The following is a 16,470-nucleotide window of genomic DNA, read 5'->3' as shown; positions in this document are numbered from 1 at the left end:
GAAGATCAGCCCTTCATGCCTGAGAGGTGGCGCGCAGTGTGAGGGTCAGGGCCTGCGGTCCGTGCCCACCGAGGTAGACACGGTCACCGGTCGTCGCGTCGGTGCCGCCGGCCACGGTGTAGTCCTGACCCGGGTCGTAGCGCAGTACGTCGCTCCGGTCCGGTCCGGCGAGCGGTTCGCCCGTCTCGACGGCGGCCTCGACCCGGATCTCGTCGGCGCCGACGCGGTAGGTCAACGGCTCGGTCGTCAGGCACCAGCGTCCGTCGCCGAGCGGTACGGCGCCCATCGGCTCGCCGCCCGGGCGGAAGGTCAGTTCGAGCGCCCAGGGCACCCTTGGTCCGCTGATGTCGATCCGCAGGTCGGCGCCGTCGTCCCTGAGGTCCACCTCGACGCGGGTCGTGTGCGAGACGTCGTCGCGAGGCCGGTCCGGGAAGGCCATCGCGGCCGAGAAGCGGCCCTCGTCCGTCAGCCGGTAGGCGCCGTCGTCCCGTCGCCGGTCCGGCGGGAGCGGCTGGTAGTAGGCGGCCGTGAGGGTCTGGGTGAGTTCGTACCGGCCGTCGGCGAGCCGTCGCATGTCGGCTGCGCGGAACGGGCCCAGGTCGAAGAACCCCCGTGAGAGACGGACCGCGTCGAGCACGGCCTCGCCGGCGAACAGGCGCAGGAAGGTGGGGTTGCAGGCGAGGCCCGAGCGGATGCGCCGGTGTTCGGGCACGTCGGAGCCGCCGTACACCACGGTGTGCGCGGTGGCGGAGACGTGTGCGGCGAGACGCGCGGTGGAGAGGTACCGGTCGCGCGGGAGCTTCTGCGTGTCCGGGGCCGGAAGAGCGCGGCACAGTTCCGGGGTGAGGAGGGTCTCGGCGAGCAGGTCGGGGTCGTCGATGCCGTCGGCGGCCGCCAGGCGGGCAGCGCGGGCGAAGTCGCCCCGGCCGGTACGGATCGCGAGCAGCCGGTAGTGCGGCAGGTAGGGCGCCAGCGGGAACCGGTGGTTCTGGTCCTGGCGTCGCGAGTGGACGGTCTCCACCGTGCCGTCCGGCCTGATGAGGTCCAGGGTGGTGGCGAGATTGCGTTCGACGGCGTCCCGCAGGTCGGCGCGGCCGAGGACATCGGCGAGCAGGAGCAACGAGGGGTTGGAGACATGGGACGCGTAGACGGCGCTGCGTTCCGAGTACAGGCCCGCCGCGTCGATGTCGACGCCCTCCGAGAGCCACTCCTCGACGCGGTCGAGCAGCCGCTTGTCGGGGAACGACCGGTGCAGGCGGGCCAGCGCCGCGGCCAGCTCCCAGCGGTGGTTGGGGGTGTGCGCCCCGCCGGTCAGGAGCGCCCCGGTGGCGGCTTGCGCGATCTCGGCGAGTGCCGCCGTGACCTCGTGCAGTTCCGGCCCCCCGCCCGCCGCGAGGACGTGCGCGTCGCACACGTCGTTGACGGTGAACGCGGAGTCCGGCGGCGACTGGACGTTGTCGCCGCCGGCGAAGAGACCGGTGTCGGTCTGCACGGCACGCAGGGCGCGCAGGTGGGTCGTCGCGGCGGCCACGGCCTGCTTGCTGCCGTGCAGTTCCGAGTCCGGACAGCGATATGCAGCGACCAGGGTCTTCACCCGCCGCGCCAGACCACGGTGCGGCACACCGGCGGGTTCACCGTCGGGGTCGGCCGCGAGGGGGGCGGCCGACCGGTCGGCGGCGCGCGCCGCCGACCGTACGAACTCGTGGTCGAGCGCGGAGGGCAAGGTCAGTCCTTCAGTCCGGCGTTGATGTCGGCGTTCATGACGTACTTCTGGAAGACCAGGAAGATGACGATCAACGGGATCATGGAAATGACCGATCCACCGAGCAGCACCGACCAGTTGATGTTCTGCGCGCCGACGAGGCTCTGGATGCCGATCTGCACCGTGAACTTGTCCGGGTCGTTCAGCATCAGCAGCGGCCAGATGTAGTCGTTCCACCTCCACTGGAACGACAGGATGGCGAGCGTCAGCATGATGGGCCGGGAGAGCGGCACCATGATCCGCAGGAAGATCGACAGCTCTTTCGCGCCGTCGATGCGGGCGGCCTCGATGAGTTCGTCGGGGACCGTCAGGAAGAACTGGCGGAACATGAAGCAGCCGGTCGCGGTGAGCAGGGCCGGGAGGATGATGCCGGAGAGCGAGTTGTAGAAGCCGAGGTCGCGGACCACGAGGAACAGCGGCGCGAGCATGACCTCGGCGGGCAGCATCGTGGTGGCCAGGATGCAGAGGAAGAAGGCCTTGAGCCACTTGTTGTCGTACTTGGCCAGCGCGTAGCCGGTGCAGCAGCTGACACCCACCGTGAGGATCGTCGCGACCAGACACACGATGGCCGTGTTGACGAAGTACCCGGAGAAGTTGGCGCTCGCCCACGCTTCCTTGTAACCCGAGACGGTCGGGTTCTCGGGGAACACCGTCAGCGGAAGGGAGAACAGGTCTCCCGCCGGTTTGAAGGAGCTGAGGACGAACCACAGCACCGGCACTCCGTAGAGGCCCGCGAGGACCCACAGCAGTGTCGTCGGGGCGATCGCGCGCCGAAGCCCTCCGGTGGCCGAGCCGCGGGACCGCTTCTTGCGGACAGGTCGTCCGGGCCCGGCGTCGACCTTGCGTGGCATGTCTGTGGTTGTCATCGGTTCTCCACCCGCCGGTTGACCATCATCTGGATCATCGCGACGACCATCAGGATGAGCATGAGCACGAACGACGCGGCGCTCGCGTAGCCGATCTGGCCCGACTTGAAGCCCGTCTGGTAGATGTACTGGACCAGCAGGTTGTTCGACGTTCCGGGGCCACCGTTGTTGAGGGAGGCGAACACCGCGTATTCCTTCATCGCGTGGATCGTGTTGAGCAGGATGACGATGAAGGACGTGGGGGCGATGCTCGGCAGGGTGATGCTGAAGAACTGGCGCCAGGGACCTGCGCCGTCGAGCGCGGCCGCCTCGTAGTACGACGTCGGGACGTTCTTGATCGCCGCGATGAACAGCAGCATGGAGAAGCCCGTCCAGGCCCAGGCCGCCGCCACGACGACCACGATCAGTGACAGGTCCGCGTTCGACTGCCAGGGAACGGCGCTTCCGCCGAACTTCTCGATGAAGTAGTTGACCAGTCCGAAGTTCTCACCGAACAGCCACCGCCACAGGACACCCACGATGATGGGCGACAACAGCCACGGGATGAAGAAGAAGATGCGCGCGACCGACGCGCCCTTGGCGTGCTTGCTCACCAGCACGTTGGCGATGAGCAGCGACAGCACGAAGTTCAGCGGAACGAAGAGCACGGTGTACAGCAGCGTGCGGGTCGTCGCGTCGTAGAACGTCGAGTCCCCGAGCAGCTTCTGGTAGTTGTCCAGTCCGACGAACTGGAACGACCCCACACCCGTGTAGTTCGTGAAGGAGTAGACGAGCCCGATCACCGCCGGCCAGACGAAGAACAGCGCGAAGAGCACGACGTTGCCCGAGATGAGGACGAGCGGGGCGAGGGTGTACTTGCTTCGTCTCCTGGGCGGGCTCACGGACACGTCCGAAGCGTCCGGGGCGCGTTTGGTCATCTTCCTGACTCCGTGCTGGTGGATTGGGTTCCTGGAGGCTCAGGCCATGAGCCCGGCATCACGTGGGGTGGGGGCCCGGGCGGCGGGGTCGGGACTCCGCCGCCCGGGACTGCCGGCCTACGCTCAGCCGCCGACCTGCTGGTTGTAGCCGTCGACGATGTTCTGCAGGGCCTTGTCGGACGACTGCTCGCCGTTGATCGCCTTGCCGAGCTCCGCCTTGGTCGGGTCGTCGGCGAGGCTCTTGCCCTTCAGCACCCAGTTGGTCTGCGCGCTGTTGAAGTAGCCGGAGATCGGGTCGTAGAGCGGGATGGACTCGTTGTAGAGCTTGAACGCCGCCTGCGCCGCCTCGGACTTGAAGGGGTACTTCGGGTTCAGACCGCTCTCGACCGGCAGGAAGCCGGACGTCTCGCACAGCGTCTTGTAGTGGTCGGGCTCGTACAGCCAGGACAGGAACTTCTTCGCGGCGCCGGCCGCGTCGGCGTTGTTGTTGAAGCCGACCGTCATGCCACCGCTGTTGACGTCACTGGCCTGCACGGGCTGGGCGGGGGTCGGGACGCTCGCCCACTCGAACTTCGTGATGCTCTCCGAGTAGGCGGCGACCTGCCACACACCGGACCAGTAGGCGACGACGTCACCGCTCTGGAACATGGCGGACGGGTCGGCGCCGCTGGTCCACACCGACTTCGGCATGGTCTTGTCGTCGTTCCAGCCGACGAAGGTCTTCACGGCCTTCTTGGTCGCGTCGTCCACCGAGAACTTGCCGGAGTCGTCGGCGTGGACGTACTTGCCGCCCTTCTCGTAGACCATGGCGCGCAGCCGGGACGGCGACTGGTCGAAGGTCAGGGAGTACTTGGCGTCGGTCTTCTCGCGGACCTCGTCCGCCGCCTTGATGAACTCGTCCCAGGTCCAGGTCTTGTCGGGCGAGGTCGGGTAGTCGACGCCGGCCTTCTCGAACAGCGACTTGTTGATGAACATGCCGGACGCGGTGACGTCCGAGGGGATGGACAGCACCTTCCCGGAGGAGTCCTTGGCGACGAAGTTGGCGTTGATCTTGTTCGTCTTGTTGTTGGCGATCTCGCTGAGGTCGATCAGCTTGTTCGACCAGATCGGGTCGAGCGCCGGCACGGCCGCCACGTCGGGCAGCGAGTTGGCCTGCGCGGAGTTGCGCAGCTTCGTCGCGTAGCCGTCGTAGGGGATGTTGACCAGCTTGACCTTGACGCCGGTCTCCTTCTCGTACTGCGCCACCATCTTCTTCCAGCCCGCGTCCTGGCCCGGAACCGTGGAGATCCAGAACGTCAGCGACTTGGACGTACCGCCCGAGTCGGAGCCGCCTCCACAGGCGGTCAGCAGCAGGGCACCTGCCGAGGCCACGGCAGCGAGGGGAACCAGGCGGCGCACACCGCCGCGGCCGAGTCGGCGAGAGCGCCGCACACCCACAGTGGTCATCTTCGATCCCATTTCGTCGTAGGAGACGGAGCACGGCGCCGATCAAGGCGGCACTGGTGCATTTTGCAGGAGAATGTGCTTTCCGAGGGCGCGGCCTCGCCCGGCCGCGTCATCCTGACGAGCGAGGGTCCCCGGCCGCTGTGGCCGTCGCCGCACGATCACGCCCTGGTGCGGTTGCCGTACGTCGAGTACGGGCGGGACGCTCACCCAAGCCGGCGTCCCGGCCGACTTAGAAAGCGCTTGTCCGGACATTGGCAGACCGAGTCCGAAACCGTCAATCCTTCATCCGCGCCACCTCGGTCACGGTTTGGACTCCTCGGGCGACGGCCAGGCGCGCGGCGCCCACGACGGTGCCGAGATCGCCCACCTGGCTGCTGACCACCTCGGTGGGCCAGCTGAGCCGCTCCAGCTCGGCCCGCACACCGGGCAGGAGCTGCGGAAACGCACCCGTACTGCCGCCCAGCACGAGCAGCCCCGGGTCCAGTACGGCGGTCACGGCGGCGGCCAGCCGGCCCACGTCCACGGCATGCCGGTCGACCACCGCGCAGGCGGTCGCGCTGCCCTGTCCGGCCAGGGCGAAGAGCCGCTCGGCGGTGCGCGGACGGGCGCCCTCGGAATCCGGCCAGGCCTCACCGGCCCGGCGCAGCAGGGAGCGGGCCCCGATGTACTCCTCCAGGGCCTCGTGCCGCGGCTCCAGGTCGTCGTCCCACGGGTAGGGCAGCCGGGCCAGCTCTCCGGCCGCTCCGTTGGCGCCGGCCAGCACCTGTCCGCCCACGACGATGCCGAGACCGATACCGACGCCGATCCGCAGGTAGCCGAAGGTGTGCCGGCCGCGGGCGGCGCCCTCGTGCAGTTCGGCGAGAGCGGCGCAGTTGACGTTGTTCTCCAGGTGGACGGGGACCCCGGGCGGCAGCGCGACCGCCACCGCGTCGAAGACGGGACCGGCCTTGGCGGTGGCGGGGCGCACCCGCTGCGGCGCGGTGACGTCACCGACGGCCACCACGATCGTGCGCAGCGGCGCGTCCACGGGCAGCGCGGAGAGCGCTTCCCGCACGACGTCGGCGGCGTCCTCCCGGGGGCCGGTCGCCTCGGCCAGCAGCGTGCCGTCCAGGGCGCACCCGCGCACCCGGGTCAGGGCCGGGCCGAGGTCGACGGCGAGCACGGCGCCCGCGGCCGGGCCGAGTCTGTACACGGCGGCGCTACGTCCCGTGGCGCCGGAGGAGGTGCCGGAGTGCGCGGCGAGCCGCACACCCTCCAGCTCGGCGACGGCGGAGGAGACCGTCGGCTTCGACAGCCGCGCCAGACTCGCCAACTGCGGCCGAGTCGCGGTGCCGGCCTGGGCGAGCACGGTGAACACGGCGCTGGCGCTTTCGGTCAGACGGGGGGCTCTTACCACGTCATCTTCCACACTTCCCCCAGGTCACAGGCCACTCTCCGGAGCCGATCGGCTCGGCTGGAGGCGGCGATGGGTTGCCCTGGCGTCACGCGTTCCCGACCCGGACGAAAGGCCGGGGAAGCCGAGTGCTCGACGCCTATTGACACGCACTGTACTTCGTTAGTTAACTTCCTAACGAACGTCACGGTACTCGCCTGCCGTGGTCCGTCAGAGGCCTGTCCCGAGGCTTCCCTAGTTCATCAACTGGCCTGCCTCCAGGCACGGTTCGCCCACCGTCGCAGCATTTCAGCGCACCGACGAAAGAGGTTCCGTGCAGGACACCCCTGTGCCCGGCCCGCTCGTGGTCGGGATCGACGTGGGCGGTACCAAGGCGCAGCTCCGCGCGTTCGCGGGCGACACCCTGATCGCCGATCACGTCCGGTCCAGCAGCGGCTGGCGGCCGCACGACCCCGTGGCCGCCGCCGGATGGCTGGCCGCACTGGCCGCCGCCGCGCTTCCGGCGGGCGCCCGCCCCTCGGCCCTCGCCGTCGGTGGGCACGCCTGCGAGACCCCGCGTCAGTGCGCACAGATCCGCACCGCTCTCCAACTGCACTTCGACGCGCCCGCGCTGGTCGTGGGCGACGCCGAACTGCTGGTCCCGGCCGCGGGCCTGGACAAGGGGGTCGGGCTGGTCGCCGGCACCGGCTCGGTCGCGGTGGGCCGTTTCGCCGACGGCACCACCGTCCAGGTCGGCGGCTGGGGCGCGCTCCTCGGCGACGAGGGCGGCGCCGCCGGTCTCGTCCGCGAGGCCGTCCGTGCCGTATGGGCGGCGCACGACCGCGGAGCGGAGCCCGACGCGCTGACACACGCCCTGCTGGCCGGGTTCGAGGTGTCCGAAGTGCCCGCGCTCGGCGCCGCGCTGGAACACGTCACCGCCGCCTCGGCCGAATGGGGCCGGCACGCACCCGCCGTCTTCGCCGCCGCCGAGGCCGGATCCGCGCCCGCCCGCACCGTGATCGCCGAAGCGGGCCGTGCCCTGGCCGCGCTCGTCGAACGGCTCGCCGCCCGCGGGGTGGTGGTCGACGACGTCGTGGTCGCGGGCAGTACCGTCCTCGCCCAGCCGTCGCTGTACGACGCCTTCGTGTCGGCGCTGGCGGCCGGGGTGCCCTCGGCCCGGCCGACGCCGCTGCGCGCGCCGCCGGTCGACGGGGCGGTGGCGCTGGCGCGTTCACTTCTGTGACACCTGTCGGACGCCGGGCCCACCCCGTTCCGACACGACTCGCCCGTAGATCTTCGCTCGTAAGCCCCATGGGGTATCTCGCGGCTCGATCGCCTTCCCGCGCCCCACGGGCTGTCATCGCAACGCTTCCCCGGCCGCACGGCCGAAGAACTCGAGAGAGGCAGCAGCATGCCGTCATCCGCCGGGCCCCGTTCCACCACGCAGGTCAGTGAACTCGCCGTGAACAGAAGGGGGTTCCTGCGGACCTCCCTCGGTGTCTCGGCCGGTGTGCTGGCCGCGCCCACCCTCGCCTCGTGGCTCGGGGCCGCGGACGCGAAGGCCGCGACGAGTGCTCTCGCGTTCGTCGACGACTACAAGACCAACATCGTCGCGAACCAGACCGCCGAGACCAACGCGGTGATCCGGGCCCTCGGCGGCTTCGCCGAGATATGGAAGACGGGCGGCGCCTGGAACACCGGCACGCCCCTGCTCCCCGAGATCCTGCGCGCCAACATGCGCTACTGCGCCCGCCTCACCGGTGCGCGCACGGACGCTCAGGCGAAGGAATCGTTCATCTACGACCGCCAGCACCAGAGTTACGCGATGATCGGCGCGCTCGGTCCGCTCGCCGACCTGTACCGCTCGGGTGCCAAGGCGGTCACTTCGATCACCTCCGCTCCCGACGGCACCCCCGCCGGGAAGATCAACGACGCGGTGCCCGCCGACGCCCCGGCCGGCTCCGCGCTCGGCGCCGGCTCCTACGACTCGTCGCTCGGCCAGGTCGCCCGGCTCGTCGACGCGGTGCGCGGCCCGTTCGCCTCCGGCAACCCGGCCAAGTTCGCCTTCCAGTACCCGCGTCCCTGGCGGATGAACGAGGACAGCGAGGTCGTCGACACCGGCAGGACCGACTCCCTCGGCTTCCCCGTCTACGACTCGGACGTCATCGTCGCCCCGCAGCTGCTCCAGCAGCGCGGCACGACCGCGGCGGAGGACGGCGGCTTCCCCAGCGGACACACCAACGCCTTCCACCTGGCGGCCCTGGCGTTCGCGTACGCCGTGCCCGAGCGCTTCCAGGAGCTGGTGACCCGCGCCTTCGAGCTCAGCCACACCCGGATCATGTCCGGCATGCACTCCACCGTCGACGTCCTCGGCGGCCGTGTGATGGCCACCGCCCTGGCCGCCGCGGCGCTCGCCGACCCGGCGAACGCCGACCTCAAGGCCGCCGCGCGCGCCCAGGCCCTCGCCTACTTCGAGGCGCAGACCGGCACCACGGCCGACACCCTCTACGCCTACGCCCACGCGGACGCCTCAGACGCCTACGCCGACCGCGAGGCGAACGCCTGCCTGGTCGAGCCCAAGCTGACCTACGTCCTGACCCGGCACGGCCGCAGCAAGCCGCTGACCGTGCCGAAGGGCGCCGAGGTGCTCCTGGAGACCCGGCAGCCCTACCTCACCGCCGAGCAGCGGCGCGAGGTGCTGCGCACGACCGCGCTGCCCTCCGGGTACGTCCTGCTGGACGGCTGGGAGCAGTGGGGGCGGCTCAACCTGTTCGCCGCGGCGGACGGTTACGGCTCCTTCGACTCCGACGTGACGGTCACCCTCGACGCCGCGGCCGGCGGCTTCGGTGCCTCCGACGCCTGGCGCAACGACATCGAGGGCGGCGGCTCCCTGACCAAGCGCGGCACCGGCACCCTCACCCTGACCGGCCACAACCGCTACACCGGCGGCACCGTGGTCCGCGAGGGCGTGCTGTCCGCCGCCTCGGCCCACGCCCTCGGCCACGGCGAGGTCCGGGTCTCCGGCGGCGCCCTGCGGATCGCGACGAGCAAGTCGGTCCAGATCCACGGCACCTACGCCCAGGAGTCCTCGACGCTCGACGTCACGCTGCGCTCGGGTCGCGGGCCCGCGCTCGAGGTGACGCGGCGCGCGGTCCTGGGCTCGGGCAGCGTCCTGTCGCTGCGCCTCGACGCCGAGAAGCCGCCGGTGGCCGGCAGTGTGGTGCGGGTGATCGGCGCCGCGGGACTGCGCGGCCGGTTCGACCGGGTGGAGCTGAACTCCGACACGCTGCGGGCCGTACCCGTCTACACGGCGGAAGGTCTGTCGGTACGACTCCTGAAGCGGTGACGCCCACGGGGGCGGGAGCTGATGCACAGTAGGCGCATGAGGCGTCTCGGCACTGCTCCCGCTCCCGCTCGGTCCGCGTCGCCGCGGGGCGGATGATGGCACGCGAACTGCACCCGGTCCTGGCCCCGGAGGCTCCCCCCGAGACACCCGCCCCACCGTCGGCGGGACGGCCCAGCCGGCCATGGCTCGTCCCGCTCCTCGTCGTCGTCCTGCTGACCCAGATGGCCGTGGCGATGGTGACCACCGCCCTGCAGCAGACCCCCACCATCGACGAGCCCGTGTACGTGGCCACGGCCACCGACTACCTGCACGAGCACGAGATCCGGTACAACCCCGAGCATCCGCCCCTGGGCAAGCTGGTCATCGGCGTCGGGATGGCGCTCGCCGACCCGGACTACGACCCCTCCTTCAGCGGCGACCAGGGACAGGTCGGCCGGCATCTGCTGTACGAGTCCGGCAACGACCCCTGGCGGGTGATGCTGTGGGCCCGGCTGCCGGTCGTCGCGCTGACGCTGGCGTTCGCGCTGGTCGTCTTCGCCTTCGCCCGGGAACTCGCCGGCCCGGCGGGCGGCCTGGTCGCCCTCGCCCTGTACACCTTCTCCCCCGACGTGATCGCGCACGGCTCCCTGGCCACCCTCGACGTACCCACGGCCGGCTTCCTGCTGACGTCGGTGTGGCTGCTGTGGCGGGCACGGCAACGGCCGTACCCGTATGTGCCGCTCGCCGGGGTCGCCGCGGGGGCGGCGCTGGCGACGAAGATGAGCGCGCTGCCGGCCGTTCCGGTGCTGCTGGCGCTCGCGGCCTGGTCGCTGTGGCGCCACAACCCGACGGCCCGCCGCAAGGCCCTGCTGGGGGCGGGTGTCGTGGCGGTGGTGGCGGTCGCCGTCGTATGGCTGTCGTATCTCGTGGTGGATCCGCGGTTGCGCTGGTCTCCGCAGCAGCATGTGCCCGTCGTGCACGGGCTGCGGGCCCTGATGGTCGATCTGATGCCGTTCCCGGAGGCCTACCGGGACGGCATGCGGGTGCAGTTCGGCTTCGAGAACCATCCGTGGCAGGGGTTCCTGTTCGGGCGGCTCTACACCGGTTCTCTCTGGTACTACCTGCCCGCCGCCCTGCTGGTGAAGACACCGCTCGGCATGCTCGCGCTGTGGGCCGCCGGTGCCGTCGCGGTCGTGACGGTACGGCAACTGCGCCCCGCGGCGCCCTATCTGCTGGTCCCCACCGCCGTGCTGCTCGGCGCGGCCATGACCGGCTCCCGGGACTTCGGCACCCGCTACGCCGTGTTCGTGCCGATGTTCCTGGCGGTGGCGGCGGCCGGGGTGCTCAGGCTGCGATGGCGGTGGGCCGGTGCCGTGGCGGGGGCGCTCGTACTGTTCGTCGCGGTCAGCTCGGCGCGCACGTTCCCCCTCTATCTGCCGTACTCCAACGAGGCGTTCGGCGGGCCCGCCGAGACGCATCTGCGGTTGCACGACTCCAACGTGGACTGGGGCCAGGACCTCGGGCGCCTCGCCGACCGGCTGCGCGAGCGGTATCCGGGCGAGCGGATCTGGCTCGTGTACAAGGGCAGTGGTGTGCCGTCGTACTACGGCATCGAGGCGTCCGATCCGCGCCGGGTACCCGTGGCCGAAGTGCGGGGGCTGATGGTGGTGTCGGACTCCTCGGTCGCCAAGGCGACAGGCCGGCTGGCCGAGTTGATCGACAGCAGCCGTCCGATCGATCAAGTCGGTCATTCGATCACGATCTATCGACGGTGACCGCACAACCGCTGGTCACAACAGTGTGTGGGCTATGTTGAGGCACTGTGGAAGACAAAGGAGGCGCACCCGTGCCATCGCCGCAGCAGGCACGCGCGCAGGCATCCGCGATCACCTCGGGCAAATCGGTTCCGGAGGCCGAGGTCTCACCGACCTCCCAGCTCAGGGCCCTCTTCGACCGGCCGCGACTCTCCCCAGGACAGCGCCGCATCGCCCAGTACCTGATCGAGCACATCACCGAGGCGGCCTTCCTTTCGATCACCGATCTCGCCGAGCGCGTCGGCGTCAGCCAGCCTTCGGTGACCCGGTTCGCGGCGGCGGTGGGCTTCAGCGGCTACCCCGCGCTCAGGGAGAAGCTCCAGTCGATCGCGCTCGGCACCCTGGCGGGCGGACCCGCGGCGGCCGAGGACAACAGCGGCAACGAACTGCAGGCCGCGGTCGACGCCGAGATCGAGAACCTGGAGAACCTGCGGCGCGACTTCGCCGACCCCGACCAGGTCATCGCCATCGGCCGCAAGTTGTCGGAGTCGACCCCGCTGACGGTGCTCGGGCTGCGCATCTCGGTGTCGTTGGCGGAGTACTTCGCGTACGCCGCGCGCCGGGTCCACCCCGACGTACGGCTGGTGACGCTGGGCGGCAGCGTCGCCTACGACGCGCTCCTGCAGTCGCGTGAGGCGGGGGGCACCTGGGTGCTGGCGTTCTCGATGCCCCGGCACGCGCAGGAGACCCTCACCGCGGTACGGGTCGCACGCAGCGCGGGTCTGCGCGTCGCGCTCATCACCGACCTGGCGCTCGGCCCGGTCGCCGACGAGGCGGACGTCGTCTTCGCCACCGGCACCGGCTCCCGCCTGGTCTTCGACTCCTACGCCGCCCCCGGCGTGATGGCCGCCGCGCTGCTCCAGGCCATGACCGACGCCGACCCCGAGCGGACCCAGGCCCGGCTCGAGGACTACGAGCAGATCTCCGACCAGCACCAGTTCTTCCTGCGCGACTGACACCGCACCACCTCAGGCCCACTCCGGCCACACCCGACGAACCACATCACAAAGGGATCAATCCGCTCATATCCCGCATGAATGTTTTCATACGTCTTGCAAACCGGTCGGCATATATAAATACTGCTCACGGATCGCCCCGGGCCGCCCCCGGGACTGGTTCCGCACCCCCGTCCCCTCCCCTCGCAATCGCCCGCAGAAAGCCGACGGTCCGCCCATGCGCACGCTGCACCACTCGCCGCGCGGGCACCGTCTGCCGTCCCGGGCCCCTGCGCGAACACCCGAAGCCGCCGTCACCTACCCGCGTCGGCCCTTCGGATGTTCGATCGGGCGTCGCCTCGGCGAGCGCCCGTGGCGGCCCCGGTCATCCCCTAGACCGGGGCCGCCCACAACCGTCGGACCAACCCCTCCTGACGCCGCACACCCGGAAGAGATGTCCATGACTCTGACGACCACGCGCATCAGCCCGGACTGGCCCTGCCAGGTCAAGACGCCCGGCAGCTACGACTGGGAGCGCTCGGCCGCCAAGTGGCTGCGCGAACTGGTGCCGGCCCGCTACGCCAGCTACCCGGCGCTGATCCGCCACCCCGTGCTGCTGGCCCGGCACGCGCACATCCAGGTCCAGCAGGAGATCCGGATCGCCCGCACCGCCCTCCAGACGGCGCGCGCCGACCTGCCGGGGCTCGGACTGCCGGAGTCGGTCATCGAACACACCATCAAGCTGTACGCGGCGGAGGTCCTTCAGCTCCAGCACATCGCGCGCAGCGTACGGGCGGTCTCCCAGGCCCTCGTCGATCACCACGCCGGGCGCTGACCACCGCGCGCTTTCGAGTGAAACCGGTCCTGACAAGGCTGAGATCGAGGCGCTCCCGGTGTGCGATGCTCGTCCCGTGACGAGCGAGCCCGCCAGCCCAGGGGATCCCGGTGCCCCCGACACGGTCGCACTGGCCAAGATCGTCGCCCGCCAGCGCGCCGAGCTGGACCGGCTGCGCGACCAGGCAGCGACCTCGGCCGTCGTGGAGCGGGCCAAGGGCGCCGTGATGGCACTGACCGGATGCTCCCCGGACGCCGCCGGGGAGGAACTGCTCCAGCGCGCCAAGGCGGCGCACCACACGCTGCTGGAGGAGTGCTGGATCACCCTGGGCGGCCTGGTACCGCCCCTCCAGCACGCCGGACAGCACGCCCCCGACCGGAGCACGACCACACCCTCCGCGCGGGACACCGCCGAGCAGCGGCCCCCCGGCCTGGGCCGCCTCGGCAAGGCCCTGGTCCGCGTCGGCACACCCCAGGACCTCGCCCGGTGTCTGCTGGAGCACCTGTCGCCGGGGGCGGGCGTCGACGCCGTCATGATCTTCGCAAGGCTGCCCGCCGGGGGCCTCGAACTCATCGGGCACGCGGGCATCGACGACACCCTGGCCGCCCAGTGGCGCCAGGTGCCACCGCTGAGCGGGATCGCCGCGATGGAGTCGCTCCGGACCCTGGAACCGCGCTGGCTGGAGGACGTCGAGGCGGACCGCAAGCGGTACCTGCTGATCGGGGATCCCCCCGAGCGCTGGCTGTCCCGCGCCTGGCTGCCCGTCGTCGTCCAGGACTCGGCCGACGTCTGCATCGGCGTGCTGCGCACCGAGGCCGGGCCGTTCACCCCACGCACCCGCGAACATCTGCTGGCCGTCGCCCAGCTCTGCGCCGGCCGGCTGCGCGCCTTCGACCCGCCGCGCGAACCGGACGCCGACGACGCCGCGGCCGCCGTACAGCAGGTGCTGGACACGCTGCCGGGCGCGACGGTGCTGCTCAGCCCGCTGCGCACGCCCACCGGAGACATCGAGGACTACCGCGTCTGCGCCGCCACCGAGGAGGCCTTCGACCTGCTCGGCCGCACCGGCCGTGACCTCGTCGGGCTGCGGCTTCTGGAGTGCTTCCCGACGCTCTCGGACGAGCAGCCCCTGTGGCAGGGCTGCCTGCGCACCCTGACCACCGGGGAGCTCTACGAGGGCGAACCCTTCGCGCAGCAGGCGATGGTGGCGGGCGTCGCCGAACTGTCCATGTACTCCGTACGAGTGGCGAGACTGGGCGGCCGGCTCGCGCTCAGCTGGATCCGGCACGACCCCTCGGACCGGCAGGAACAGCGACTCGCGGACGTCCAGCGGCTGGGCAACCTCGGCTGGGCGAACTGGAACCTCATCACCCACGAGGTCACCTGGTCGTCCCAGGTCTACGCCGTCCTCGGCCGGGATCCTGCCGACGGCCCGGTCCGGATCACCGCCCTGCCGGACCTCACCCTGCCCGAGGACCTGCCCGCCCTGACCCGGGCGGTCGGGGACCTCGCGCGTCGCGGACGGCCCTGCGCCCTGCCGTTCCGGGTCAGGGCGGCGGACGGGGTCCGTCATCTGCGGTTCGTCGCCGAGGCGGTCACGGACATCCACGGCACGCCCGTCGAGGTGCACGGCTTCCTCCAGGACCTGACCGCGCAGCGCAGCGCCGAACTCGCCCTCGTCGAGAGCGAACAGGCGATCGTGACCCAGCACGACATCCTGCGCGCAGAGCGGACACTGGCCGCGCGGCTCCAGCACGCGCTGCTGCCCCTGCCCACCAAGCCCCAGCGGCTGGCCGGGCTACAGGTCGGGATCACCTATCTGCCCGCGCAGTCCGGGATCCACGTCGGCGGCGACTGGTTCAGCGCCATCGAACTGCCCGACGGCGACGCCCTGTTCGTGGTCGGCGATGTCGCCGGGCACGGCATCGACGCCGTCGCCACCATGGCCCAGCTCCGCTTCACCGCCAAGGGCATGGTCATCACGGGCTCCTCGCTGACCGGCGCGCTGGCCAGGCTGAACACGCTGCTGCTGCACTCCCGTGACTCGCACGGCACGGCCACCATGGTCCTGGCCCGCTACGACCAGGACGAGCACCGCCTGGTGTGGGCGCAGGCCGGACATCCACCGCCGCTGCTGCTGCGCGACGGTGAGGCTCGCTACCTGGACCGGCCGAGCGGCATGCTGCTCGGCGCGAGTGCCTCGCCCCACTTCACCGAGGCGGAGTGCCGTCTGGAGCCCGGCGATCGGCTTCTGCTGTACACGGACGGGCTGGTCGAGCGGCCGACGGAGGGCATCGACCGGGGCCTTACGCGACTGGCCGAGGCCGCGCTGAGCCATCGCTCCGACGAGCCCGGCGCGCTGGGCCCGATGCTTGCGGACCTGCTCGACGGAGAACGGCGGGACGACGTGTGCGTCGTCGACATCCGCGTGCCGATCGAGGAGTTCCCGGACGCCCCCTGACCCCGGTCAGCCCGTGCGGGACTCCAGGTCGGCGCGGGTGTCGTCGCCGTAGACGCCGGTCTCGTCGCCCCGGATGCCGTACCAGAGCTGGAACCGGGCCACCGCCTCGGTGAGTACGGCGTCGTAGGTGCCGCCGGTGGAGCCGTTGTCGTAGACGTCGGGGATGCGCAGCAGGCGTTGCTGGAGGTCGGTCACCTCGGGGCCGCTGTCCCCTTCGCGCAGGGTGCCGGGGCCGTCGGGGTCGGCGGCCGAGGGGGTCGCCGTGGGGGTGGGGCTGGCGGATGGAGCGGGCGGGGACGCGGCGGTGGCGTCGCCGCGGCCGGGGAGCAGGAGGGCGCAGCCGAAGCCGACGAGCGCCGCCGCGCTCACGCCGACCACGACGGCGGCCCGGCGCAGACCGGAGCCGAACCCGAAGGGGCTGCGGCCGTAGTGGGCGGGGACGGGCGGCAGTTCCTGGGTCTCGTCCTCGTCGGACAGCCGTCGTGGCATCACCACGGACTCGTACCCGCGGCTGTCCTGCGGCGGCTCCCTGAAGAGTTCCGCCAGCGCGTCGGTCCGGCGGGGCCGCAGGACCCGGATCGGTTCCAGCGGCAGCGGATCCTGCCGCTGCCCGCGCTCGGGCGGCCCTATCGGCATCTCGCTCTCCTTCCGTCCCATGGGCGAGAGGCGGTCCCGCCCCCTCGCGGAGTGATACGCGGCCATGGCCCGGTGAGTTCAGCGCATCCGCTCCACGTCAA

At 71.1% G+C, this 16,470-nt stretch carries 12 protein-coding genes; 6 read left to right on the top strand and 6 right to left on the bottom strand.

Annotated features, from left to right (window positions below; genetic code table 11):
• Positions 1 to 13: 13 nt before the first annotated feature.
• The 5 genes from ABKA17_RS21185 to ABKA17_RS21165 form a co-directional block, all read right to left on the bottom strand.
• A complete protein-coding gene (locus ABKA17_RS21185; RefSeq protein ID WP_353693719.1) occupies positions 14 to 1,723 on the bottom strand; it encodes a hypothetical protein in 1,710 nt (569 codons plus the stop codon).
• A gap of 2 nt (positions 1,724 to 1,725) precedes the next feature.
• Complete coding sequence (locus tag ABKA17_RS21180) at positions 1,726 to 2,628, bottom strand: carbohydrate ABC transporter permease (RefSeq protein WP_353693718.1); 903 nt, start codon at positions 2,626 to 2,628, stop codon at positions 1,726 to 1,728.
• Positions 2,625 to 3,545, bottom strand: coding sequence for a carbohydrate ABC transporter permease (locus ABKA17_RS21175; protein ID WP_353693717.1), 921 nt, complete (start codon positions 3,543 to 3,545; stop codon positions 2,625 to 2,627). The genes ABKA17_RS21180 and ABKA17_RS21175 overlap by 4 nt, the downstream gene beginning before the upstream one ends.
• 123 nt (positions 3,546 to 3,668) lie before the next feature.
• Positions 3,669 to 4,991, bottom strand: coding sequence for an ABC transporter substrate-binding protein (locus ABKA17_RS21170; protein WP_353693716.1), 1,323 nt, complete (start codon positions 4,989 to 4,991; stop codon positions 3,669 to 3,671).
• Between the two features lie 274 nt (positions 4,992 to 5,265).
• The gene (locus tag ABKA17_RS21165) at positions 5,266 to 6,387 is read right to left on the bottom strand and encodes an ROK family protein (RefSeq protein WP_353693715.1); all 1,122 of its coding nucleotides are present in this window, start codon (positions 6,385 to 6,387) and stop codon (positions 5,266 to 5,268) included.
• A gap of 310 nt (positions 6,388 to 6,697) precedes the next feature.
• Here ABKA17_RS21165 and ABKA17_RS21160 point away from each other — a divergent pair, with 310 nt between their 5' ends.
• The 6 genes from ABKA17_RS21160 (at position 6,698) to ABKA17_RS21135 (ending at position 15,733) form a co-directional block, all read left to right on the top strand.
• Positions 6,698 to 7,606 (top strand): N-acetylglucosamine kinase, encoded by a 909-nt coding sequence (locus ABKA17_RS21160; RefSeq protein ID WP_353693714.1) that lies wholly within the window; start codon positions 6,698 to 6,700, stop codon positions 7,604 to 7,606.
• A gap of 168 nt (positions 7,607 to 7,774) precedes the next feature.
• Positions 7,775 to 9,709, top strand: a complete 1,935-nt coding sequence (locus ABKA17_RS21155; RefSeq protein ID WP_353693713.1) for a phosphatase PAP2 family protein — start codon at positions 7,775 to 7,777, stop codon at positions 9,707 to 9,709.
• Positions 9,710 to 9,801: 92 nt separating this feature from the next.
• On the top strand, positions 9,802 to 11,463 hold the full coding sequence (locus tag ABKA17_RS21150; RefSeq protein WP_353693712.1) for a phospholipid carrier-dependent glycosyltransferase: 1,662 nt from the start codon (positions 9,802 to 9,804) through the stop codon (positions 11,461 to 11,463).
• Positions 11,464 to 11,534: 71 nt separating this feature from the next.
• Positions 11,535 to 12,458 (top strand): MurR/RpiR family transcriptional regulator, encoded by a 924-nt coding sequence (locus tag ABKA17_RS21145; protein WP_353693711.1) that lies wholly within the window; start codon positions 11,535 to 11,537, stop codon positions 12,456 to 12,458.
• A gap of 433 nt (positions 12,459 to 12,891) precedes the next feature.
• Positions 12,892 to 13,272 carry a hypothetical protein gene (locus ABKA17_RS21140; RefSeq protein ID WP_353693710.1) on the top strand — a complete coding sequence of 127 codons (381 nt, stop codon included), beginning with the start codon at positions 12,892 to 12,894 and terminating at the stop codon, positions 13,270 to 13,272.
• Between the two features lie 76 nt (positions 13,273 to 13,348).
• Positions 13,349 to 15,733 (top strand): SpoIIE family protein phosphatase, encoded by a 2,385-nt coding sequence (locus tag ABKA17_RS21135; RefSeq protein WP_353693709.1) that lies wholly within the window; start codon positions 13,349 to 13,351, stop codon positions 15,731 to 15,733.
• A 6-nt stretch (positions 15,734 to 15,739) separates the two neighbouring features.
• On the opposite strand, the gene ABKA17_RS21130 is transcribed toward ABKA17_RS21135, so the two are convergent.
• Positions 15,740 to 16,369 carry a peptidoglycan-binding domain-containing protein gene (locus tag ABKA17_RS21130; RefSeq protein WP_353693708.1) on the bottom strand — a complete coding sequence of 210 codons (630 nt, stop codon included), beginning with the start codon at positions 16,367 to 16,369 and terminating at the stop codon, positions 15,740 to 15,742.
• Between the last annotated feature and the right edge of the window lie 101 nt (positions 16,370 to 16,470).

The sequence above is a fragment of the Streptomyces sp. RG80 genome, assembly GCF_040446465.1.
Lineage (GTDB): Bacteria > Actinomycetota > Actinomycetes > Streptomycetales > Streptomycetaceae > Streptomyces.
This window is presented reverse-complemented; position numbering and strand designations above follow the sequence as displayed.